Annotated in this window: 20 protein-coding genes; 18 read left to right on the top strand and 2 right to left on the bottom strand. The window is 53.1% G+C overall.

Annotation, left to right across the window (positions count from 1 at the left end; genetic code table 11):
• The first annotated feature begins 15 nt into the window (after positions 1 to 15).
• The 8 genes from ACYVI1_RS24905 (at position 16) to ACYVI1_RS24870 (ending at position 11,153) form a co-directional block, all read left to right on the top strand.
• Entirely contained in the window at positions 16 to 2,835 is a 2,820-nt protein-coding gene (locus tag ACYVI1_RS24905) for a SusC/RagA family TonB-linked outer membrane protein (RefSeq protein WP_460913571.1), read from the top strand.
• A 28-nt stretch (positions 2,836 to 2,863) separates the two neighbouring features.
• Positions 2,864 to 4,570, top strand: a complete 1,707-nt coding sequence (locus ACYVI1_RS24900) for a RagB/SusD family nutrient uptake outer membrane protein (protein WP_460913570.1) — start codon at positions 2,864 to 2,866, stop codon at positions 4,568 to 4,570.
• Positions 4,571 to 4,589: 19 nt separating this feature from the next.
• A complete protein-coding gene (locus ACYVI1_RS24895; protein WP_460913569.1) occupies positions 4,590 to 5,381 on the top strand; it encodes a PKD domain-containing protein in 792 nt (263 codons plus the stop codon).
• 75 nt (positions 5,382 to 5,456) lie between these two features.
• The gene (locus tag ACYVI1_RS24890; RefSeq protein WP_460913568.1) at positions 5,457 to 5,873 is read left to right on the top strand and encodes a sugar 3,4-ketoisomerase; all 417 of its coding nucleotides are present in this window, start codon (positions 5,457 to 5,459) and stop codon (positions 5,871 to 5,873) included.
• 97 nt (positions 5,874 to 5,970) lie between these two features.
• Positions 5,971 to 7,884 (top strand): heparinase II/III domain-containing protein, encoded by a 1,914-nt coding sequence (locus tag ACYVI1_RS24885; RefSeq protein WP_460913567.1) that lies wholly within the window; start codon positions 5,971 to 5,973, stop codon positions 7,882 to 7,884.
• A gap of 52 nt (positions 7,885 to 7,936) precedes the next feature.
• Complete coding sequence (locus ACYVI1_RS24880; RefSeq protein ID WP_460913566.1) at positions 7,937 to 8,662, top strand: SGNH/GDSL hydrolase family protein; 726 nt, start codon at positions 7,937 to 7,939, stop codon at positions 8,660 to 8,662.
• A 13-nt stretch (positions 8,663 to 8,675) separates the two neighbouring features.
• Positions 8,676 to 10,277 (top strand): choice-of-anchor Q domain-containing protein, encoded by a 1,602-nt coding sequence (locus ACYVI1_RS24875; protein ID WP_460913565.1) that lies wholly within the window; start codon positions 8,676 to 8,678, stop codon positions 10,275 to 10,277.
• Positions 10,278 to 10,601: 324 nt separating this feature from the next.
• The gene (locus ACYVI1_RS24870) at positions 10,602 to 11,153 is read left to right on the top strand and encodes a hypothetical protein (RefSeq protein WP_460913564.1); all 552 of its coding nucleotides are present in this window, start codon (positions 10,602 to 10,604) and stop codon (positions 11,151 to 11,153) included.
• A 97-nt stretch (positions 11,154 to 11,250) separates the two neighbouring features.
• Here ACYVI1_RS24870 and ACYVI1_RS24865 read toward each other — a convergent pair whose 3' ends face one another.
• The gene (locus ACYVI1_RS24865) at positions 11,251 to 11,850 is read right to left on the bottom strand and encodes an NAD(P)H-dependent oxidoreductase (protein WP_460913563.1); all 600 of its coding nucleotides are present in this window, start codon (positions 11,848 to 11,850) and stop codon (positions 11,251 to 11,253) included.
• Between the two features lie 143 nt (positions 11,851 to 11,993).
• On the opposite strand from ACYVI1_RS24865, the gene ACYVI1_RS24860 reads away from it, so the two are divergent.
• Positions 11,994 to 12,344 carry a hypothetical protein gene (locus ACYVI1_RS24860; RefSeq protein ID WP_460913562.1) on the top strand — a complete coding sequence of 117 codons (351 nt, stop codon included), beginning with the start codon at positions 11,994 to 11,996 and terminating at the stop codon, positions 12,342 to 12,344.
• Positions 12,345 to 12,356: 12 nt separating this feature from the next.
• Here the strand turns inward: ACYVI1_RS24860 and ACYVI1_RS24855 are convergent, their stop codons facing one another.
• Positions 12,357 to 13,481, bottom strand: coding sequence for a trans-sulfuration enzyme family protein (locus ACYVI1_RS24855; RefSeq protein WP_460913561.1), 1,125 nt, complete (start codon positions 13,479 to 13,481; stop codon positions 12,357 to 12,359).
• Positions 13,482 to 13,727: 246 nt separating this feature from the next.
• Here ACYVI1_RS24855 and ACYVI1_RS24850 point away from each other — a divergent pair, with 246 nt between their 5' ends.
• From ACYVI1_RS24850 to ACYVI1_RS24810, 9 genes are all read left to right on the top strand, one after another.
• A complete protein-coding gene (locus ACYVI1_RS24850; RefSeq protein ID WP_460913560.1) occupies positions 13,728 to 14,546 on the top strand; it encodes a peptidoglycan-binding domain-containing protein in 819 nt (272 codons plus the stop codon).
• A gap of 128 nt (positions 14,547 to 14,674) precedes the next feature.
• Complete coding sequence (locus ACYVI1_RS24845; protein WP_460913559.1) at positions 14,675 to 15,349, top strand: chitosanase; 675 nt, start codon at positions 14,675 to 14,677, stop codon at positions 15,347 to 15,349.
• Positions 15,350 to 15,435: 86 nt separating this feature from the next.
• A complete protein-coding gene (locus tag ACYVI1_RS24840) occupies positions 15,436 to 16,275 on the top strand; it encodes a crotonase/enoyl-CoA hydratase family protein (protein WP_460913558.1) in 840 nt (279 codons plus the stop codon).
• A gap of 12 nt (positions 16,276 to 16,287) precedes the next feature.
• On the top strand, positions 16,288 to 17,274 hold the full coding sequence (locus tag ACYVI1_RS24835) for a S41 family peptidase (protein ID WP_460913557.1): 987 nt from the start codon (positions 16,288 to 16,290) through the stop codon (positions 17,272 to 17,274).
• A 56-nt stretch (positions 17,275 to 17,330) separates the two neighbouring features.
• Positions 17,331 to 18,212 carry an SDR family oxidoreductase gene (locus ACYVI1_RS24830; RefSeq protein ID WP_460913556.1) on the top strand — a complete coding sequence of 294 codons (882 nt, stop codon included), beginning with the start codon at positions 17,331 to 17,333 and terminating at the stop codon, positions 18,210 to 18,212.
• Positions 18,213 to 18,349: 137 nt separating this feature from the next.
• Positions 18,350 to 18,883, top strand: a complete 534-nt coding sequence (locus ACYVI1_RS24825; RefSeq protein WP_460913555.1) for a DUF4494 domain-containing protein — start codon at positions 18,350 to 18,352, stop codon at positions 18,881 to 18,883.
• Positions 18,884 to 19,072: 189 nt separating this feature from the next.
• Positions 19,073 to 19,522 (top strand): HYC_CC_PP family protein, encoded by a 450-nt coding sequence (locus ACYVI1_RS24820; protein WP_460913554.1) that lies wholly within the window; start codon positions 19,073 to 19,075, stop codon positions 19,520 to 19,522.
• Between the two features lie 80 nt (positions 19,523 to 19,602).
• On the top strand, positions 19,603 to 21,882 hold the full coding sequence (locus ACYVI1_RS24815; protein WP_460913553.1) for a TonB-dependent receptor: 2,280 nt from the start codon (positions 19,603 to 19,605) through the stop codon (positions 21,880 to 21,882).
• Positions 21,879 to 22,466, top strand: coding sequence for a helix-turn-helix domain-containing protein (locus ACYVI1_RS24810; RefSeq protein WP_460913552.1), 588 nt, complete (start codon positions 21,879 to 21,881; stop codon positions 22,464 to 22,466). Before ACYVI1_RS24815 ends, ACYVI1_RS24810 begins: the two co-directional genes overlap by 4 nt.
• Positions 22,467 to 22,471 lie beyond the last annotated feature (5 nt).

Here is a 22,471-nt window from a genome sequence, read left to right as displayed (position 1 = left end):
CGAAAACGTTAAATTATGAACGCCAAAAACTACTATAGTATACCTTTGCTGCTGTTGGGAATTGGCCTGAGTCAGACCGTTCGGGCGCAGGAAACAGCCAAAGACTCGCTGACGAAAGTTACGTCGGTGAGTCGGCAATCGTACCTCAGACCAGTTGCTTACGGGCAGCAACCTGCCTGGAAAGTTACCGGGGCACTCTCGACGGTTTCGGGCGGTGACCTGGAAAAAAACTTTACTACCAACCTGGCCAATACGCTTTTTGGTCGCCTGCCGGGGCTGACGGTCATGCAAAACAACGGAGAGCCTGGCAACGATTCGCCCTCGCTCGTTGGGCGGGGCATCAATACCTTCGGAACCGGGCGCGATCTGTTAATTATGGTCGATGGGTTCGAGGGAACCTACGAGCAACTCGTTCCCAGCGAAATCGAGTCGATTTCGCTGCTGAAAGATGCGTCGGCAACGGCCATCTACGGCCTTCGGGGCGCCAACGGGGTGTTGTTAGTGACTACCAAACGGGGAAGCGACAGCCCGTTGGTTGTGAACTTCAGTACGCAGCAGGGCTTTCATACGGCCTCCCGACTGCCCGAATTTCTGGGATCCTACGACTATGCCCGGCTGTATAACGAAGGGCTGAAAAACGACGGCACTGCCGCCCGCTATACCGACGCCGATTTGGACACCTACCGGACCGGCAGCGACCCGTATTTCCATCCAAACGTGAACTGGTACGACGAAGTGCTGAAGAAAACCGCGCCGATCTCCAGCTACAATCTGAATTTCAGAGGGGGCAACAGCACCGTTCGGTACTTCGTGTTGCTGAATGCCGTGCGGAGCAGTGGCCTCTATAAGAATGTAGGCGATATGGCCGATGAAAGCGTCAACTCCCGCTACTCGCGGTTTAATTTCCGCTCGAACATCGACATAAACCTGACGAAACGCATCTCGGCCTCGCTAACCTTAGGCGGAACAGTTGAAGATAAAGCCAATCCGGCAGCGAATACAACCGGTAATTTTTTGAGTTCCTTATCGACACTGCCGCCGAATGCCTTTCCGGTTTACAACAAAAATGGCACCTTTGGCGGCACCAGTGCCCTAACCAACCCGCTGGCTAACCTGCTTCAGACCGGTTCCTACGCATCCAATGGCCGAACCCTCCAGTCGACCTTAAAGCTGACCGAACAACTGGACATGATCGCGCCGGGGCTGAGCATCTCGGCGGCTGTGTCGTTCAACAACTTCTTCCGAAGCTACTCCAATAAAACCAAAACCTACGAGTGGTTTGGTGCCAGCCGGGGAACCGCCGGCGATACGACCTACACCCGCTACGGCCAGAATACATCGCTGGTGGGCAATGAGGCCAACTCGGACCAGTGGCGGAACACCGTTTTTCAGGGATTTCTGAACTACGACCATACCTTCGGGAAGCACGACGTATCGGCCGTGCTGCTCTACAACTCGAGTAATTACACGAGCATAAACAACACCACCACGGCGGCCGAAAGCCTGCCCTTCAAGCATGTGGGTTTGGGAGGGCGCGTGACGTATACAAATGCCGAGAAATACATCGGCGAGTTCTCCTTTGGCTACATGGGGTCAGAAGCCTTTCCCAAAAGCCGACGGTATGGATTCTTCCCGGCGGCTTCGCTCGGCTGGATTATCTCGAACGAAAAATTCCTGAACCAGAACGCCACCATCACTTACCTGAAACTGCGCGGCTCGTATGGGCTGGCCGGTAATGACCAGATTGGCGGCACCCGCTTCATGTTCGAGCAACGGTATCCCTACACCGCTGCGTATTTCTTAGGTACGGCCAACACGCAGGCAAATGGTCTGGCTGAGGGCGCAGCCGCCAGCACCGACCTGAGCTGGGAGAGCGAGAAAAAGCTAAACATTGGCGTGGAACTCACGATAGCGAAGCGGCTGGATGTCAGCGTAGACGTATTCCGTCAAAACCGGTACGACATCCTGGCGGCTCCCAACCGGACGGTACCCCAATACATTGGCGTAACGCTGCCGTTGCTCAATCAGGGCGAAGTAACAAACAACGGATTTGAGGCCACGATTCGGTACCGCAGCAAACCAGCCGACCAGTTCCAGTATTCGGTGGAAGCCAGCGGGTGGTATGCCCAAAATAAAATCGGGTATAATGCCGAAGCGGTCAGGCTCTACGACTATCAGTACACAACGGGTTTGCCCATCGGCCAGCCGTTTGGTCTGGAAGCCATTGGCCTCTTCAGGGATCAGGCTGATATTGCCGCCAGTCCCCGGCAAATATTTACCCCCGTGCAACCGGGCGACATTAAGTACAGAGATCAAAATGGCGACGGCCTGATTGACCAGAACGATACACGGGCGATTGGCAAAACAAGCGTACCCACGCTGACCATTAGCCTGCATCCCCGGTTCCAGTATAAAGGCTTCGACCTGGAATTCCTGTTTCAGGGCGTTACCGGGCGAACGGCTTATCTGGGCGGACAGTTTTACGCTTTCCAGAACAACGGACAGATTGCTCCAATTGCCCTGGACCGCTGGACAACCGAAACGGCCGCGTCGGCTACGTACCCGCGCCTGTCGGCTTCCAATAACCTGAATAACTACCGGTATTCGTCGTTCTGGCAGCGCGATGGCAGTTTTATCAAGCTACGCAGCCTTGAACTCGGCTATACCCTGCCGGGTCAGCTCACTGAAAAGGTTAAGATGACCAACGCACGGGTGTTTATCAACGGCACCAATCTGTTCTCGCTCGATCACCTGAACGGGTATATGGACCCCGAAGTGAGTGGCGGCTATCCGGCCCTGCGAACCGTCAGCGCGGGGGTTCGGATTCAGTTTTAATACATTACCCCATTAATAAGACGTCAATATGAAACCTATCGTATCTATACTTTGTGCGGTCTTGCTGGTCTGGCTTAGTGGCTGCGAGGATTTGGAGCGGGAACTCGTTACCGACATCTCCGAGCAACAGCTTATTCGTTCCTACGATTTTACCCTGAATCGGGTCAATTCGCTGTACACCGACATGCCGGCGGGTTATCTGCAAATCGATGGCGCCATGACCGCGTCGGCCACCGATGAAGCGGAGCATACCCTGGAAACATCCAATGTGCAGAAATTCAATAATGGCTCGTGGAATGCCGTCGATACCCCCGAAAATCTGTGGGCTAATTTCTACCGGGGTATTCGGAAAACGAATCAGTTTCTGGCCGCTACCGACAGCGTAAACTTGGATCAGTACCGGCTCGACCCCGCGCCCTCGGCCCAAACCGTTTATCAAAATCGCTTAGCCGATATTAAACGGTGGAAATACGAAGCCCGTTTTCTGAGAGCTTATTTTTACTTCGAGCTGGTGAAACGATACGGGGGCGTGCCCATTATCAACCAGATTTTTTCGGTCGACGATAATTTCGATGCGATAAAGCGCAATACGCTGGCTGAATGTATGCAGTACATCACCGCCGAATGCGACTCAGCCGCCAAAAATCTGCCCATTGTGTATGCACTCCCCGCCACCGATTTAGGCCGGGCCACGCGCGGGGCGGCCCTGGCCCTCAAAAGCCGGGTGCTGCTTTATGCCGCCAGCGATTTGTTCAACACGCCAACCTGGGCGGGTGGCTATGCGAACCCGACGCTGATTTCGCTCACCGGCGACCGGCAGGCGCGGTGGAAAGCAGCCGCCGATGCCGCCAAAGCCGTTATCGACCTGGCGGGCACGGGTTATGCGCTGCATTCCAACTACCGCAACCTGTTCATTACCAACAGCTACACCTTACCCGAAATCATTTTTGCCCGGCGCAACTCGGCGGCCAACACCTTTGAAAAGGCGAATTATCCCATCGGGTACGATTTGGGTAACAGCGGCACCACGCCCTCGCAGAACTTAGTCGATGCCTACGAACTAACCAACGGCACGAAGTTCGACTGGAACAACCCGGCTCACGCGACTGCTCCCTATACCAACCGAGACCCCCGCTTAGGGCTGAATATTATTCTGAACAACACCGCCTATAAAGGCCGTAACGTTGAAAGCTGGATTGGCGGACGCGATGGCCGGGGTGTCGTAAATGCTACCAAAACAGGCTATTATCTCAAAAAATATGTCAACGAAAGCCTGAACCTGCTCCTGAATAATACCAGCGTTTACTCGTGGAATCTTATCCGGCTGGCCGAAGTGTATCTAAACTACGCCGAAGCGCTCAACGAAGCCTCACCCGGCCACGCCGACATTAAAACCTACGTCGACCGGGTGCGTACCCGGACGGGTGTTGCCATGCCGGTGCTGCCCGCCGGGTTGTCGCAGGCTGAGATGCGGGAACGGATTCGGAACGAGCGCCGGGTGGAACTGGCCTTTGAAGATCACCGGGGCTGGGATGTTCGCCGATGGATGCAGGGACCGCAATACTTAGGCACCCCGCTGATGGGCGTTGAGATCACCAAAAACGCAGACGCCACGTTCAAATACAAACCCGTTGTGGTCGAAAACCGTGTTTTCGAACCCAAAATGTACCTTTATCCAATTCCGCAGGGCGAACTCAACGCATCGAAGGGGTTGGTTCAAAATCCACTGTGGTAATTCCTAACTGCCAAAACGCATGAACGCGCTTATCAATATGACCCGATTTGCCCTGGTCTGTCTCGGATTTGGCCTGCTGGTCAGTTCCTGTAAATACGAAGAACTGGCTAAGGCCGACTACCCGCAACAGATTCTGTACATGCCGGCGGCTAAAAATGGCCTGTTCGCTATCACCAGCATTTCAACGTCGGGCGCCTATAAATTCACCGTTAACCTTAGCCAGAAAAAACTACTCATTCCCTTGAGTGTGTTTCGGGGCGGTGTGTCAACAGATGGCGATTTGGCCGTAACGGTTGCCGCTAATGCCGACACGGTCAATAGCCTGATTAGCGCCAATGTTCTGGCCGGAACAATGGCGCTGCCTGCCGATAAATTCACCCTGCCGACAGCCGTGACCCTCGAAAACGGTAAAACGTCGGCCCCGTTTGAGCTGAGTATCGACCTGGATTACCTGCGGGCCAATCCGCAAAAAAAAGTAGCCGTTGGGGTTACTATTGCCAGTTCGCAAACGCCCATAAACCCCCTGCTCAGGACCACGATTATTTCGCTCGACCCGGCCATCCTGAAACCGACGCCCGGTTTCACGACCAAAGCCGACGCAGCCACGCCAAAGAAGATTGCCTTTACCAATACATCGGCCAATGCAGTCAGCTACACCTGGGATTTCGGGGATGGCTCGGCGGTTGTTGCCGATCCAGCGCCGACATACACGTATGCCACTGCCGGTATGTATACCGTGACACTCACCGCCACCGGCATTACGGGCAGCCCCGACGCGGTCAAAAAAACGATGACGGTAACCGTATTGTAATTCTCCATTCATAGGTTGGACTTGTAAACGCTTCCCCACTCGTTTGGGGAAGCACTTTCTTTTACCATCACGCACATGGCCCAACTTCTCAAACTGGCTCAACACTCGTGCGAACGGGGCGATTTAACGGTCTTTGAACATATTCTGCCGGGGGCGTTAAAGCGAATCTATTACATCGCCCGGGCCGACGGAACGACCCGTGGCGGACACCGGCACCGAACCGCCTGGCAGGCCCTGGTCTGCATTCAGGGAAGCGTGGAGGTGTATGTGGAAACCGGCAAACAAATCAATCTTTACTGCCTCGATAAGCCCAATCAGTGCTTAGTTCTCGAACCCAGAGACTGGCACCTCTTGGAAAACTTTCAGGATACGGCTATCGTGCTGGTGGTGTCGAATGAGTATTACGACGAGCAGGACTATATCTATGAACGGTATACGACCGAAAATCGCAAAATCGCGGCTGGCGTTTCGGCTCTTCCTGTTCCGGTTTAGCGTTTTTTCTGTTTGGCCGCCACCACCTGCGTTTGCCGTTAACGCCACCCCGGCTGTGTGTATAACTTCATTGCTTAGCGTACCTGATTCCTGGCTTATGTCAACGCGAAACTACCTCATTATTGGCCTGATGGGCATCTTTACCCTACAGGTTGGCGCTGGAATGTGTCAGGCGCAGGCGGGCGCAGTAGCAGAATCGTATGTGAAAACACTGCCGGAGCATCCCCGGTTGTTTGCCAATACAGCCCGCTTTTCGGCTCTAAAAACCCAGAACGATCCGGTTTCCCAACAGCTTAAAACGTTTATTTTACGGCAGGCCGAAACGTTTCTTACCGCCGATAAACTCGTGTATCCGACAACGGGATTTAAGTTTGGGCCGATGCGAACGGTGCAGGGCCGCATTCTGACACTGGCCCTGAGTTACCGACTAACGGGCGATGGGCGGTTTCTGACCCGTGCCCGCGAAGAGTTAGCGCAATTGGCTGCCCTGCCCGACTGGGCGCCCAACCATTTTCTGGACGTGGGCGAAGGGTCGCTGGCGGCTGGCGTAGGACTCGACTGGTTGTATGCCGAATTGACACCCACCGAACGGAATCAGATTGCTCAGGCTATTGTAAAAAATGCCCTGTTGCCTTCGCTGGAGGTGCCGGAGGGGAATGGTAGTTGGGTGACGGGCGATTTCAACTGGAATCAGGTTTGCCACGGCGGTCTGGTTGCCGGGGCGCTGGCCGTTGCCGAACGCGAGCCGGAACTAAGTCGCCAGATTATTAATCGGGCCATCAAAAACCTGCCGCATGCCGGGGCCGTTTATGCCCCCGACGGAGCTTATCCCGAAGGGCCGAGTTACTGGTCGTATGGCACCTCGTTTCATGTGATCCTGATCGAAGCCCTTCGATCAGCACTGGGCACGGGCTTTGGCCTTGAGCTGTTTCCGGGCTTCCTCAAAACAGCCGATTATAACCTGCAGATGGTGGGGCCGAGTGGCCTGGATTTTAATTATTCCGATTACCACGTTGAGACGTTAAACGAGCCAATCATGCTTTGGTTCGCGCGGGAACTGCACCGCCCCGACCTCGCCCAAAAAGAACTGGCGGATGTGAAGTCGTTGTACGAAGCACTGGATACGAAAGCCGTTCAGTCGGTGCATCCGAGCCGCCATATTCCGCTGGAACTGCTCTGGTGGGAACCCGGTCGCGCCCGGCCGGGTCAGCTAAATCCCGTTAGCCAGCAGAGTAACTCATTACCCCTGCACTGGACCTCGCAGGGCGTATTGCCCATGGCGGTTATGCGGTCGGCCTGGAACGACCCGCTGGCTACGTTCGTGGCCATAAAAGGGGGAACACCCAACCATTCGCACGCGCACATGGACGCAGGCAGTTTTGTGCTGGAGGCCGATGGCATTCGCTGGGCCATTGATTTGGGTACCGAAAACTACAACACCATGCGGGCGGCCAAACTGGACCTCTGGAACTATTCGCAGACCAGTAGCCGATGGACCACCTTTCGGGTCGGGCCGGAGGGACATAACATTCTGCGTTTCGACGGCGAACGGCAACAAGTTGACGGTAAAGCCGGGATTAAACCAGTACCCGCCCAAACGGGCCTCGTCGGGAATGTGGTTGACCTGACGCCCTTGTATCAGGCGCAGGTGGCTGCCGTACAGCGGGTTGTCAAACTCAATGCCGACCGTTCGGTATCGCTGGAGGATGAATGGACGAGTGCTAACAAGGCAGTGACAGCTTCGTGGCAATGGCTGACCCATGCCAAAGCCACCCGAACGGCGAAGGGACTTTTGCTGCAACAGGCCGGTAAAACGCTGGAGTTACTGATTACGTCGGCAAACGAGTTAACGATTGATATCGAGGATGTTTCGTCCGCCCGGAACCAACAGGATTCACCAAACCCTGGGGTGAGCCGCATTGTCATTCGCCTGGCGACTCCGGCCAATAGTACCGCCAAACTGAACGTGCAAATTATGCCGGGCAGCATCGCCAAAAACCAGAACAAGTGAGTTTATGAACCGATGCGTCTGCTTGTTTTTACCCGTAAATCATTCACACACTATGTGTAAAATCCGCCACTTGCTTCTGGTCTTTGTCCTCCTGATTTTTGGGCTGGGAAGCCTCTGCGCCCAACCGAAAACGGATTCGGTACGGGTGTTATTCATTGGCAACAGCTACACCTATGGTAATGACCTGCCCGAATTACTCGGTCAGTTGATGGCTGCTAAGGGGGTGAAATTTGGGCATGAATCGGTAACTCCCGGAGGAGCCACGCTGCAAAAGCAGTGGGAGGATGGCAAGGCGGTGGCGGCTATCCGCCGGAAACCGTGGGATTTTGTTGTTCTTCAGGAACAGAGCGTGCGGCCCTTCGCCAACCGCGACGCGTTTTTTCAGTATGTCCGGCTGCTGGATGCCGAAGTCAGGAAAACGGGTGCCAAAACCCTGCTGTATGCGACCTGGGCAGCCAAAGCCACGCCCGACGAACAGCCCAAACTTACCGAAGCTTACCAAACCATCGGTAGGGAGTTGGGGAGTTTGGTCGCGCCCGTGGGTGAAGCGTGGAAACTGGCCCTCGGCGACAGCCTGTCGCTGCACGGACCCGATGGGCGACATCCGAACGTAGCGGGTAGTTATCTGGCGGGTTGCGTGTTGTATCGGCTCATCACCAAAGGCAAAGCCACTGGCTTACCCCGTCAGATTATTCGTGACGGAAAGCCCGCTGGCGGACTAACCGAACCAATAGCCGATAGCCTGCAAAAAATCGCTGACAAAACGCCGATTGACTGATAAATAAAACAACATGAAAAAAATACCCTTGCTACTGTTGCTGGCTGGACTTTCGTGCAGAACGCTCGCCGTTAACTACTACGTTTCGGCATTGGGCACTAACGCCAACGATGGCAAGTCGGAGGCCAACCCTTTTCTGACCATCCAGAAAGCCGCCGATTTAACGATGGCAGGCGATACCGTTTTTTTACTGAATGGCGTGTATAAATCCACGTCGGGGCCGATCCTGAACATCTCCCGGTCGGGAACGGCTGCCGGATACATCACCTACAAACCCCTGAAAGGACACACGCCTAAACTTACGGCTTCGGGGAATGTCTGGAATGCCGTTTCGATCAATGGGTCCTACATCGTGTTTGAGGGCGTTGAACTGATCGGCAACAACGCTAACCTCACGTATGAGGGGGCGATGGCTTCGTACACAGAAGCCAAAAACGGCGGTACCAACTGGTCGGCCTACGCAAACTTCAACACCAATGGCGTGTCAATTGGCGGGCCTAACAAGGAGTCTAAATTTCCCCATCACGTAACCATCCGCAACTGTAGCGTGCATGATTTTCCGGGCGGGGGTATTAGTTCGATTCAGGCTGATTATACCACCATCGAAAACAATGTGGTCTATAACAATGCCTGGTACATGATGTATGCGGGGAGTGGCATCAGCATCCTGACGCCGGTTAACAGCGACAAAGTGACAACGTATAAGAATATTGTGCGGAACAATGTCTGCTTCACCAACAAAACAACCATTCCGTGGATCAGTCTGGGGCGACTGAGTGATGGAAACGGCATCATCATCGACGTCAACCAGCATGGCTACGATAACCAAAGCGCAACGGTTCCCAACGCTGATGAAGCATATACGGGGCGCACGCTGGTCGAAAATAACCTAAGCGTCAATAATGGCGGGTCAGGCATCCACGCCTTTAAAGCCGACCACGTGGATATTATCAACAACACGGCCTACAATAACGGCACCGTTGTGGGGTATGCCGATATTTTCGCCAATACCTGCAAAGATGTTAACGTGCTCAACAACATTATGTATTCCCGCGATGGGGGCGACTGCAATGCCACTAACAAAAACGTCGACGTGGTGTATGACTATAATGTGTACTTCAGCGGGAAGGTCGCCGTAAAGGGTACGCACGACGTTATTGCCGACCCCCAGTTTGTCAACCCATCGACCGACAGGGCGCTTGCCAATTTTAAGGTAAAGTCAACCAGCCCTGCCATCGACCGCGGAAGCAGTACTGCCGGGCAGTTCAGCCAAACGGATATTCTGGGCGTTAAACGCCCACAGGGCACCCTGCCCGATATGGGGGCCTATGAATTCCAGGCGCAGGCGATCATAACGGCCCTTGCCGAGCCAATCGAAACGATCAGGGTTTCTCCCAATCCGGTCGAAAACAGGGTGACGATAACCTGGGTTCCGGTGCGGGGTGCCAAAGGCCGGGTGGAAATTGTCAACTGCTTAGGGCAGCGATTGCTGGAGGAACCACTCAACGAAACCACGAATCAATTAAGCACGCAGAAACTAACAACGGGCCTTTACCTGCTGCTCATTTACCGGGACGACAACTTGATTAGCGTTAGGAAGCTGATGAAGCAGTAACGCCATTGAAATGCTTTCTGACATCCTGCCCGACTCCCACCGGAAACGCCGTCAACCCAACTTCTTTCCTTAGGCATTTGCCAGTATAAAAATGCCCTCTACCCTTCACCGGGCACCTATATCCCCTAAAATCCACCGGTAGATTACGGCTATTATAGAGCCTGTTTGTGGCCTGCAAAAAAAGCCTGTCTGTGCGTATCAATTGACAATTACTTAACACCGCTAAATCAATTAGAGTAAACATTATGTTGCCCGGTCTGTTAAACCCATAGCTACTCTATCAGTTGGGTATGCTGTTTTACAAACCACAAAACCACTTTTAACATGCCTGATTACACAGAAGGAACCCCAGCACAGACAACATCAACAACCGGTCAGAGCGATCGGATGATGACGGCAATGTTCAACGACCGCGAAAGTGCAGAACGAGCGTATGACACACTGCGGAGCCGGGGTTATTCGGATAAAGATGTCAACCTGATGATGTCGGACGAAACGCGTGATAAGCACTTTGCCTCGAAACACGAAGATGGTGTTGATACGGAACTGGGAGATAAAGCTATGGAAAAAGCTGGTGTAGGGTCGGCTATTGGTGGTACTATAGGGGCAGTAGCAGCGGCTATTGCGGCAATAGGCACAAGTTTGGTCATACCTGGATTGGGTCTGGTTGTAGCGGGGCCGGTCGCGGCTGCCCTTGCCGGGGCTGGCGCTGGTGGCCTGACGGGGGGCGTAATTGGCGCGTTGGTAGGTTCGGGTATCCCGGAGGACCGCGCCAAAGAGTATGAGAGTGGCATCAAGCAGGGCGGTATCGTTATGGGTGTAAAGCCCAGAAACGACGAAGATACCCGCCATCTGCAACAGCAGAATTTTCAATAGTGGCCAGATAATCAAGCCATAAGCAAAGAAAGCCGTTCCCGGTTAGTCGTATCTCTACGACCAACCGGGAACGGCTTTTGTATGTACAGCCCGCCCTTTATTTCTCAGCCAACTGTTCGCTACCCACCCAGCGCTGGGCTACATTCAGCGTGTACGTCAAAAATGACCGTGCTGTTCGCTCATACACTTCGTGACCGATGAACTGACCGTTTTCGTCAATGTTCGCATCGGTTTCGTGCGATTCATAAAGCTTCGGCGAGGTAATGGAATAACTGTTGGTGAAACTGATAATCTTATTTACCACCGTTGTCATGTCCAGCGCTGGCTGGCGGCCACCGCGCCCGTTGGAGACGCCCACCATGGCGAAGACTTTGTTGTTAAAAAGGTGTTTAAACGCTGGCCCGCCAAGCTGATGGATGGTGTTGGTGGCTTGCGGAGGAGCCGTCCAGTTGTATTCGGGCATGGCAAAAAGCACTAAGTCGGCGGCTTCCCAGGCGCTGATGAGTTCCTGCTGAAACGGAGTCAAATCGTCTTTTTTCACCGGAGCCTGGCCAACAAAGGGAATATCGTAGTGCTCAAAGGTGACAATCGAAACCTCATGCTGGCCATCTTCGGCCAAAATGTGGCGCAGGTAAGTCACAAAACGAAGCGAATTGCTGTTTTTGCGCGATGAGGTAGAAATCAGGGCAATTTTCATTATGTTAGGTTGAATTCAATTCGCTTACAAAACCCCGGCGTTTACGCTTTAGTTTCCGCAGAAAAATGGGCAGAACGGGTACAACCTTTGTGGAAACGAATGGGTCTGTTCATCAACCATTGAATCAAGCGGTACCTGCACGGATGAAACTACTTCTGAGCCTACTGTTCATAACGGGTTGTGCCGTTGGGCAAACACCCACCAAACCTATCCGGCGGGATTCACTGCCGGAAGTCTTTCCACCCCACGTGGATTTGCCGGACCTGATGCCCAATGCCCGGCCCACAAATTCGTTTTACCGAAACCCCCGCGACCCCAGAAATGTGGTGCGGGCTACGCTGGATAACATGCCCATAAAAGTCCCGGACTCATCGACGTACTACACGATAAGGACACCTCCGAACCAGCGCTATCGGAAAAATGAGCCGCCACAGTTTTTAAAACCCATGCCGCCGGTTTTGCCTGAAAAGTTTAAGTACAACAAGAATCGGTAGAACCAGACCCGCTCAACCGATTGCCAGTGCCTGCGCCAGATCGGCGATTAAATCCTCGGCATGTTCCAGCCCAACCGATAGGCGCAGCAGGTTCTGGGGCGTTGTTGAGTTCGGTCCTTCAGAACTGGCCCGGTGTTCGATCAGGCTCTCGACGCCACCTAAGCTCGTTGCCCGCGTAAAAAGTCTCAATCGACCAATAATTCGCAATGCGCTCTCGGCTCCACCCTTCACCTGGATCGACAGCATGGCGCCCGGTCCGTTCATTTGCTGGTGAATCAGCGCCCGGTCGGGATGATGCGCCAGCCCCGGATAATGCACCTGCTCAACCGCCGGGTGGCCATTTAGAAAATCAGCAACGGTCTGTGCCGTAGCGGTTTGTGCCCGTACCCGAACGCCCAGCGTTTTGATGCCCCGGCTCACTAACCAGCAATCGAATGGCGACGGCACCGCCCCCGACAGCCCCTGCAACAGCCGTACCCGCTGGGTAAACTCGTTGTCGTGTTTGAAAATCAGGGCGCCACCCAGCACATCGCTGTGGCCACTCAGGTATTTCGTGGTCGAGTGCATCACCACATCGCAGTTGAGATCGAGGGGGCGTTGCAAAACGGGAGTCGCCCAGGTATTATCGCACACGCAAATGGCCCCGACATCGTGCGTCAACCGGCTGATTGTCAGCAAGTCCTGAATGGTTAGGAGCGGGTTGGAGGGCGTTTCGCACCAGACCACACGCGTGTTCTCGTGGATAGATGCCTGCACCGCGTCGAGGTTGGTCATGTCCACGCGGGTATAGGTCAGCCCCCACGGATGAAATACCTGTTCAAGCAGGGCTGGTGTACCATAATACGCGTCGGTCGAGAGTAGCACATGGTCGCCGGGTCGCAGCGCCTGAAACAGGGTCATGGTAGCTGCCTGCCCCGACCCAAATGCCATTCCGACTGCTCCACCTTCGAGGGTAGCGAGGGCTTTTTCCAGCGCTTCGCGGGTGGGATTGTTGGGCCGGGTATAGAGATATCCGGCGGGTAAGGTATTGGTCTCATCGCGGGCAAACGTAGTCGAGAGATGGATGGGAGGGGTCACGGCCCCGGTCAGGGAGTCGGGCTGGTGCGTCGCGTGGAGGGCAAGTGTGTCGAAGTGCATAGGTAAGTGAGTAGATTCGGAAAGAAGCCAGTGATGACTCATTGCCGAAACAGCAGAAAAACAAAGAAAGTTGACGGGTCATTTACCGGCAGGCGACTATTCTTTGGAACGGGCCTTGCCTTATTCACTCCGCTTCCGCACTCATAGCGGCTGGTTTGCTGCCGTTTGCTCAAAATAGTAAGGTTTTGTATCGGCCCTGACCGAACATTTGTAGAGAATTCTCCAGACCATTTTTAACGCAATACCATGCAAAAGACCTTCTTCGAAAAAGAACTGATCATCAGCAGTACGCAACAAAAAAACGGCGTGACCAACACCCGGAAAGATGTCAGGAAAATTCAGTCGTGGCTCACGCTTTTCGCCATGACGAATGCTGGGGCGGCTACTGCCACCGGCATTGATGGCGACTATGGAAGCGCAACGGAGCAGGCTGTCAAAAATTTTCAGAATGCCACCGGAATTGCTGAAGATGGGATTGTAGATCAGGCAACGTTTGACCGGTTAGTAGCGCCAATGCAGGCAGCCTTTCTTGGACCTGTTTCGGGTAACGGCTTACGGGAGCTTGTGGTCAATACGGCGAAACAACATTTGGCAACCCGTCCCTTCGAGTTGGTTATCAACCAGCAGGCAAATTCAGGCCCCTGGGTGCGGGGGTATATGGATGGGTACGAAGGGTCCGACTTTTTCTGGTGCGTTGGTTTTTTGCAGACCATACTGGACCAGGCAGCTTCCGTGCAGGGAAAGAATTTTACGGGCCTGATGCCCCTGACCTATAGCTGCGATAGGGTGGGTACCACCGGATTGGACAAGGGCATTCTGTTTAGAAACAGTCAGATACGGAATAATCCGTCGTTAGTGAAGCCAGGCGATATTTTTCTTCTACAACTAACCCCGCTCGACTGGACCCATGCCGGTATTATTGTGGCCATAGGTGATGATGTTTTTGAAACCATTGAAGGAAATACCAACGAGGGAGGGTCGAACAATGGGAATGCCGTGCTAAGCCGCGTCCGTAACTTCAGACGGTCTAAACTCGATGTATTTTCAATTGAAAGTTTGGTTTGATTCACTGCCCTCACCGCACCGGCGGCCCCTGGGAGAGGGGTTGGGCCGGGCCGCCGGTGCGGTGAGGGTAACAACAGTTTCTATTGCCAACTAACCAGTAGATCAACTCTAATCAACGCCGGGAAGTTATGATAACGAAAGCCGTAAAAACGAAGATAGAGCAGATTGTAAACGTGTTTGAGACGGGCACTGTTGAGGGCAAATATGATGCGTTGGTAATCTTCAACGATGGACGGGATAATACCCGGCAAATCACCTATGGCCGAAGTCAGACCACCGAGCAGGGCAACCTGAAAAGCCTGATTGAGATGTATATTAATCGGGATGGACTATTCAAAAGCGAGTTCATACCCTTTCGGTCAAAAATTGGTAAAGTGCCGCTGGTGGATGAGGGCGTTTTCAAAAGCCTGTTACGAAAAGCCGCCCGCGAAGATCCCATCATGCGAAGTACGCAGGACGAATTCTTCGATATTCTTTACTACACACCCGCGCTGCTTTTTTTCACCGGTCTCGACTTTACACTGCCCTTAAGTTTATTGGTCATCTACGACAGTTTTATTCACTCGGGTGGGGTGCCGCCTTTTTTACGGGAGCGTTTTCCGGAATTGCCTCCGGCAAAAGGCGGTGATGAAAAAGCCTGGATTAAGGCCTACGTGAAAACAAGGCACGAGTGGCTGGCCACGAATGCAAAGGTTATTTTACGAAAAACGATTTACCGCACCCGGTGCTTCTCAGAACAAATCAACACGAATAACTGGATGCTCGACCACCCTGCCGAGGCCAATGGTGTCCGTGTTCCCTAAGTATCTTTAAGTAGGTATTGGTGTTGCTTTGCATTTGGTTATTCTGCTACCTTTACGCAGGCCGTATGCAAGCATACTATAGTTCAATGAATCAAACCTATCAGTCTTTATCATTCATTCAGTCCGACGGTGTGATAACCGTCTCGCTGCTTGGTCCCGGCAAAGGAAATGCTATGGGACCGGAGTTTTGGGGAGAATTACCCAACGCGATGGACGAAATCAACCAGATGCCCGACGTTCGGTGTATCGTGTTTCGGGGCAGCGACGACCATTTTAGTTACGGGCTTAATGTTGCCCGGATGATGCCCCGCTTAGGCAGCCTCACGACCGGTGCCGTGCTGGCGCATCAGCGGATGGACCTCATGGCGCAGATTCGGCAAATGCAGTCGGGCTTTCAAAAGATGCACGAATCGCCAAAGCCGGTTATTGCGGCTGTGCATGGCTGGTGCATCGGCGGGGGCGTCAACATGATTGCTGCCGCCGACATCCGGCTTTGCTCGCGGGATGCCCGTTTCAGCCTCCGCGAAGCCAAACTGGCCATCACGCCCGACATTGGCGGCCTGCAATTTCTGCCCCTCATCATAGGGCAGGGTTTCACCCGCGAAATGGCCTTCACCGGAGCTGATTATGATGCTGCCTTCGCCGAACGGATCGGTTTGGTGAATCACGTCTACGACACGCCCGACGCCTTGTTCGCGGCAGCCGACGCGCTGGCCCGCCAAATTGCCGACAACCCGGCAACGGCTGTGCAGGGCGCTAAACAGGTGCTTAACTATAGCCTGGATAAATCCATTGAGGATGGCCTGCAGTACGTAGCCGTCTGGAACTCCAGCCAACTGCAATCCACCGATTTCAGCGAAGCCATGCAGGCCACGCTGGAGAAACGCAAAGCCGAGTTTAACAGGAAAACAAATCGAGGGTATTAATTGCCAACCGTTATGAACCAGTCCGTTAACACATACCTGCTTACCCGCTACGGTCTGCCAGTGGTGATAACTATGATGCTCATTACATGTACGCCAAAATCAGAGCCACAGCCCGCTGAGACCGTAAAGAATTTCTACGAAAAACTATTTCAGATAGTCGAGCAAAACTCCATCAATCGCCGGAAAATCAACTGGTCATATTATAAGTCGACAGTATGGGAACGGGTGGGAACTGCCAAAACGGTGCCTGAAACAGAATCCGCGATGAGACTGGCGATGGCACTGCTAAAAGATAATCACAGCAGTATACTTATTGACTCAAAGCGAACTTTGTACGGCGGAATCGGCTGTCAGGCGCCCCCCGCACTGACGCCCCCCTTCACCCTGACTGACGTAGGCTACATTGCAGTAGCCGGTTTTACGGGGACCGACTTAGAGGGCGTACAATTTGCTCAGGCTATACAGAATGATATCGCTCGGCAGGACGACAAAAGGCTGAAAGGGTGGATCGTTGACTTACGACGGAATACGGGCGGGAATATGTATCCCATGATTGCCGGTTTAGGGCTGCTCATTGGTGAAGGCGTTTGCGGCTACTTTTACGATATTGACAACAGACCCGTTACTTCGTTTGCCTACAAAAATGGAAGTGCTTTACTGGGCGGGAGAAGTATAACGCAGGTTACCCGACCGTATCTTCTTATCAATGAGTCCCCAAAAGTAGCCGTGCTGATTGGTGGAGCAACTGCCAGTTCTGGCGAAGCCGCTACCCTTGCCTTTGTCGGTCGGCCCAATACGCGCCTTTTTGGAACTGCCAGTTGTGGGGTGTCAACCTCGAATACGGCCTATGACTTGCCTTTCTACGGGTATAAACTCAATTTATTCACGCACAATATGGCTGATCGAACGGGCAAAGTATATGGAAGTGAGATTATGCCAGACCAAGTGATTACGGATGACCAAATCATTGGGGAGGCTGTAAAATGGATTTCTCAATAAAAAATTACGGTTCAACGGCCAAAACAGTATAACGTTCACTTACTTCCAGGATACTAATGACAACCGGAATGCTGCGCGACGATGCGCTGAAAGGAAAAACCATTATCGTGACCGGGGGTGGCACGGGTCTCGGCAAATCTATCAGCCGGTATTTGCTTCAACTCGGCGCTAACGTCACAATTTGCAGCCGTCGGCAAAATGTGCTCGATGAAACGGCAAAAGAGCTAATGGACGAGACCAACGGGCAGGTGCTGGCCGTTCAGTGCGACGTCAGGAATCCGCTCGAAATTGAACAGGTTATCAATCAGACGATTGAAAAATTTGGTAAAATCGACGGGCTGCTCAACAACTCTGCCGGGAACTTCATCAGCCCAACCGAGCGGCTCTCCTACAAAGCCTTCGACACGATTGTAGACATTGTGCTGCGGGGCACTTATTACTTCACGCTGGCCGTTGGCAAATACTGGATTGAAAACAAAATTCCGGGTACGGTCCTGAACATCTCAACCACGTATGCGACAACGGGTTCGGGCTATGTCGTACCATCGGCGGTAGCGAAGGGCGGTGCGCTCATCATGACCAAATCGCTGGCCGCCGAGTGGGGCAAATACGGCATCCGGCTCAACGCTATTGCCCCCGGCCCTTTCCCAACCAAAGGCGCGTGGGACCGGCTCTTTCCCGAACCCTTAGCCAGCATGATGGACCCCACGAGCCGCATTCCGCTCCACCGCGTTGGCGAGCATGGCGAACTGGCCAACCTGGCGGCTTTTCTGCTCTCCGATTATTCGGGCTACATCACTGGCGAAAGCATCACCATCGACGGGGGCGAAGTGCTGATGGCCGGCGAGTTCAGCCACCTCGAAAAGGTCACCACCGAGCAATGGGACACCATTGAGCAAACCATTAAACAAGCCAACCGGGCGAGTAAAAAAGAATGAATAATGTAGACTGAATAATGACTACTGGACAATGCGATTACGGCTTACTGTGCACTATTCATTCTACATTATTCATTCTTTTGCAGGCACTTTTGCCCCGCAAAACTTGTTCTGTATATGTACTAAAACTCGTTAAAATGCCCAACTGGTTTCTCGGAAAAATCCGCTATCAGCAGCCCATCGACGACTCGAACGTGGGTACCCGAAACGAAGAATTTATTAAGCAAAAAACCGTTACTGAGGCTTATCTGGTTGATGCCGTGAGTTATACGGATGCCGAAGCCCGGCTCTATCGGGAGATTGCTGCCAACACCGGTCCGACGTCTCGGCCTGATTTTGAAATCACCGACATCTCGCGCATTAAATTAGCCGACGTGTTTCATAACGAAGACGGGGGGGAAATCTGGTTTAAAGTGAAAGCGATGTTTATTACCGACGATGAAAAAACCGGTAAACAGAAGAAAACGCCGAGCCTGATGCTGGTGAACGCCGAAACCCCTAAACAAGCGTATGAGCGGGTGGAAGTGAGCCTGAAAACGGCCCTCGACCCGTTTGAAATTACGGATGTCAACACAACTAAAATTCTTGACATTTTTCCCTATATCGAAGAGGAACAGCGTAATCTGCGTCCTCTCAGTGAACTGGTAAGGCCGGAGCTGGAAACGGTTTAGAGGCAGATTTTTAGATTCCTAAATTACCTGAAGGGGCTTTCATCACTCGTGATGAAAGCCCCTTCAGGTAATTTAGGAATCTTCTGCAAACACAATTTTTGTAGAATACCCATTCAGTTTTACATAATTCTGCGCCTTCACCCACGGTTGCTTGCGTTACTAATCTTAATTGCAGATATTTGACCCATTATGAAACGCGCTCTGTTCAAATGGTTTAACCTCCTGATGGCCTGCATCGTACTGCTGAGCAGTACCGGTTTTGGCCTGGTTGAACATTCGTGCCAGATGCGCGGCAAGAAAAAAACAATGGTTGTCGCCTTCAGCGATACCAGAACACAGCCGGGTTGCGCCAGTGATAAGCAACCCATGCCAACCGATAAAACGGTTGTCGATAAATCGGAATGCTGCCAGGATACTCATAACTACGAGAATGTAGACGCGTCGTCGTCGCTGAGTCAGTTAGTTGCCAAGTTCGTCAAGATCGTTGCCGAAACTGTCGTGGCAGCCATCGTAACGGTTCTGGCCTGGGCCATCGACTGGATTTTTGCTGAAAAATCGTCGCTGGTTTCCACTCTTTCATCACCCCCTTCGCTTTCCGGGCGCGATATCCTGACGCTCGTTCATCGTCTCCTTATTTGAGCTTTTGATTTGATTAAACGGCATTGCCCGTGTCACTCTGGCACAGGTATAGTAGGCGTTATTCATCAATCAATGAACTCATGCGACTCTCTTTTTTATGGATTGTCCTGCTGATCGGTATGCTCAGGCTTCCATCACTGGCACAATCCGACTCAACCCAATCGGCGGTCGAGGCCGCTCCCCAACGCGTTGTTCGGGGTCGTGTCGGCGAAGCCGTCAACGGTAAACGAATTCCTCTGGCTGGAGCGACAATTCGCTGGGCGGGTACCTCCATCGGCACCGTTACCGACTCAACCGGCCGATTTCAGCTACCCAGTTCACCATCGACTACCAAATTAGTGACCAGCTATGTCGGCTACCAGACTGACACGCTGACGGTATTGACTCTGGTGGCTGAACTGACCATAACCCTTCGCAGCGAACGAACCCTGCAGGAGGTGACCGTTTCTGGTTCGCCAGGACAGATTGACCGGCTCAACCCCATTCAGACCGAATTGATTACGCAGCGAACCCTGGCGAAAGCAGCCTGCTGTAATCTGTCGGAGAGTTTTGAGACGAATGCATCCGTCAGCGTGTCCTACAGCGACGCCGTTACGGGGGCTAAGCAGATCCAGTTCCTGGGGCTGGGTGGTCAATACGTGCAAACCAACGTTGAAAACATCCCGACCGTGCGGGGGCTGGCTACCACCTTCGGCCTGAACTACATTCCCGGCACCTGGATTACCAGCATCGACGTAGGCAAGGGGGCGGGGTCGGTTGTGAACGGCTATGAGTCCATGAGCGGGCAGGTGAACGTTGAACTCCAAAAACCAGACCAGGACGCCGGACCGGCTAAAAACAAGCTTTTCCTAAACGGCTATGTCAACAGTTTCGGGCGGCTCGAAGGCAATGCCAACTGGTCGAAGTCACTGAGCAAAAAGTGGAGTGTTGGCGTATTGGGCCACGCCAGCACGCTGCGTTCGGAGATTGACCAGAATGCCGATGGGTTTCGGGATTTGCCGCTTTATACGCAGGTGAACGCCATTAACCGGTACAAATACACCAGCGAACGGTTTATGGCGCAGGTGGGCGTGAAGGCGCTTTACGAAGACCGGGATGGGGGGCAACTGGCGCGTTTCGGCACGTCGCGATACAGCTTTCTGAACACCACCAAGCGGCTGGAGTTCTTCTCAAAAACCGCCCGGCTTTACCCCGAAAAGCCCTATAAAGGACTGGGTCTGATTCTGAGCGGTGTTCACCATGAGCAAACGGCCCGCTTCGGTTTTGCTCCCTACGACGGCCGGCAGCAATCATTTTATGCCAACCTGATTTACCAGAGTATTATTGGCACCACCAACAACAGTTTTAAAGCGGGGCTGAGTTACCTGCTGGACGATTACCACGAAAACTACCGGGCCATCAACACCGCCCGCACGGAGTCGGTGCCGGGCGCTTTTCTGGAATACACCTACACCTATCCCGAAAAACTGACGCTGGTGCTGGGTGGTCGGTTCGATTATCATAACCTGTTTGGAGTACAATGGACCCCCCGAGCCCATCTCAAATACAGCCCCAGCCCGAATCTTTCCCTACGGGCATCGGCGGGGCGGGGCTTTCGGGTGCCGAACCTGCTTGCCGAAAATTTCGGGTATTTAGTGAGTTCACGGGCTATTATCAACGATGCTGCGCTACGCCCCGAAGTCTCGTGGAACTATGGATTGAGCCTGACCAATGATTTTATGCTGGCAGGCCGAAAAGCATCGCTGAGCGTAGACTATTACCGTACTGACTTTCGCGAGCAACTCATGGTTGATCTGGAGCATCCCCGTGAATTACATTTCCATAATCTATACGGTAAATCATTTGCCAACAGTTTTCAGGCTGAACTGAATTACCAGCCCATAAAACGAATGGAGGTAAAACTGGCCTACAGGCTCTTCGATGTGCGGCAAAGCATGAGCGTTCCCTCCGGCGATACGGTGCTGTTGCCCCGAATGATGATTTCCCGTGACCGGGTCCTGCTAAATGTTGGCTACGCGCTCCCCTTCGATAGATGGAAGGTTGATGCGACACTTCAATGGAACGGCCCCCGACGGATCCCGTACCTGCGCGAAGGTGCCAACTACGAACAACCTCCTTATGTGCCGATAACCTATTCGCCAGGTTTTTATAATCTTAATGCCCAGATAAGCCGGGCGTTTCGAAGCGGCTGGGAAATTTATCTGGGTGGCGAAAACCTGACGGGTTTCCGGCAAAGTAACCCGATTCTGGCCGCTGCCAACCCGTTTGGTCCTGACTTCGATGCGGGTACTCAAACGTGGGGGCCTGTTACGGGCCGGATGGTGTATGCAGGGTTTCGATTTAAACCGGCCGACTTATGATTCTGATCATCCGAAACATGGTGTGTGACCGCTGCAGGCGGGTTGTGCGCGACGAACTTGAACAACTGGGCCTGACCGTGAGCCGGGTTGACCTGGGGGAGGTGGACGTTGATGAATTGCCAGCCGGGGTCTCGCTAAACGAGGTTCGGCAGAGGCTGCAGGCGAATGGGTTCGATTTGGTTGATGATAAAAAACAATCGCTGGTCGAACACATGAAAGTATTGCTCATTAACGAAATTCAGTACCTGAAAGGAGAGCGGTTGCCTGTCGAAAACTATTCGACGTTTCTTGAGCGAAAGTTAGGCTACGAGTATTCATACCTGAGCGGGCTTTTTTCGGTCAGCGAAGGCCACACGCTGGAGAAATACATCATCGCGCTCAAAATCGAAAAAGTGAAAGAATGGCTGCGCTACGACGAACTGACGCTAAGTGAAATTGCCTGGCGATTGAGCTACAGCAGTGTTCAGCATCTATCGAACCAATTCAGGCAGGTTACCGGCCAAACGCCGGGGCAGTTTAGAAAGGCCGACCGGGTGGAACGATACAGCTTAGACCGTATCAAAGGTGAACCAGCGAAAAAGTGATCGGC

The organism is Spirosoma areae (assembly GCF_054781775.1).
The sequence above is the reverse complement of the archived record's forward strand: the minus strand, read 5'-3'. Positions and strand labels throughout refer to the sequence as shown.

Coding starts and splice junctions, on each gene's coding strand:
- ACYVI1_RS24905 (WP_460913571.1), top strand. CDS start 16: ATGAACGCCAAAAACTACTATAGTATACCTTTGCTGCTGTTGGGAATT.
- ACYVI1_RS24900 (WP_460913570.1), top strand. CDS start 2,864: ATGAAACCTATCGTATCTATACTTTGTGCGGTCTTGCTGGTCTGGCTT.
- ACYVI1_RS24895 (WP_460913569.1), top strand. CDS start 4,590: ATGAACGCGCTTATCAATATGACCCGATTTGCCCTGGTCTGTCTCGGA.
- ACYVI1_RS24890 (WP_460913568.1), top strand. CDS start 5,457: ATGGCCCAACTTCTCAAACTGGCTCAACACTCGTGCGAACGGGGCGAT.
- ACYVI1_RS24885 (WP_460913567.1), top strand. CDS start 5,971: ATGTCAACGCGAAACTACCTCATTATTGGCCTGATGGGCATCTTTACC.
- ACYVI1_RS24880 (WP_460913566.1), top strand. CDS start 7,937: ATGTGTAAAATCCGCCACTTGCTTCTGGTCTTTGTCCTCCTGATTTTT.
- ACYVI1_RS24875 (WP_460913565.1), top strand. CDS start 8,676: ATGAAAAAAATACCCTTGCTACTGTTGCTGGCTGGACTTTCGTGCAGA.
- ACYVI1_RS24870 (WP_460913564.1), top strand. CDS start 10,602: ATGCCTGATTACACAGAAGGAACCCCAGCACAGACAACATCAACAACC.
- ACYVI1_RS24865 (WP_460913563.1), bottom strand. CDS start 11,850: ATGAAAATTGCCCTGATTTCTACCTCATCGCGCAAAAACAGCAATTCG.
- ACYVI1_RS24860 (WP_460913562.1), top strand. CDS start 11,994: ATGAAACTACTTCTGAGCCTACTGTTCATAACGGGTTGTGCCGTTGGG.
- ACYVI1_RS24855 (WP_460913561.1), bottom strand. CDS start 13,481: ATGCACTTCGACACACTTGCCCTCCACGCGACGCACCAGCCCGACTCC.
- ACYVI1_RS24850 (WP_460913560.1), top strand. CDS start 13,728: ATGCAAAAGACCTTCTTCGAAAAAGAACTGATCATCAGCAGTACGCAA.
- ACYVI1_RS24845 (WP_460913559.1), top strand. CDS start 14,675: ATGATAACGAAAGCCGTAAAAACGAAGATAGAGCAGATTGTAAACGTG.
- ACYVI1_RS24840 (WP_460913558.1), top strand. CDS start 15,436: ATGAATCAAACCTATCAGTCTTTATCATTCATTCAGTCCGACGGTGTG.
- ACYVI1_RS24835 (WP_460913557.1), top strand. CDS start 16,288: ATGAACCAGTCCGTTAACACATACCTGCTTACCCGCTACGGTCTGCCA.
- ACYVI1_RS24830 (WP_460913556.1), top strand. CDS start 17,331: ATGACAACCGGAATGCTGCGCGACGATGCGCTGAAAGGAAAAACCATT.
- ACYVI1_RS24825 (WP_460913555.1), top strand. CDS start 18,350: ATGCCCAACTGGTTTCTCGGAAAAATCCGCTATCAGCAGCCCATCGAC.
- ACYVI1_RS24820 (WP_460913554.1), top strand. CDS start 19,073: ATGAAACGCGCTCTGTTCAAATGGTTTAACCTCCTGATGGCCTGCATC.
- ACYVI1_RS24815 (WP_460913553.1), top strand. CDS start 19,603: ATGCGACTCTCTTTTTTATGGATTGTCCTGCTGATCGGTATGCTCAGG.
- ACYVI1_RS24810 (WP_460913552.1), top strand. CDS start 21,879: ATGATTCTGATCATCCGAAACATGGTGTGTGACCGCTGCAGGCGGGTT.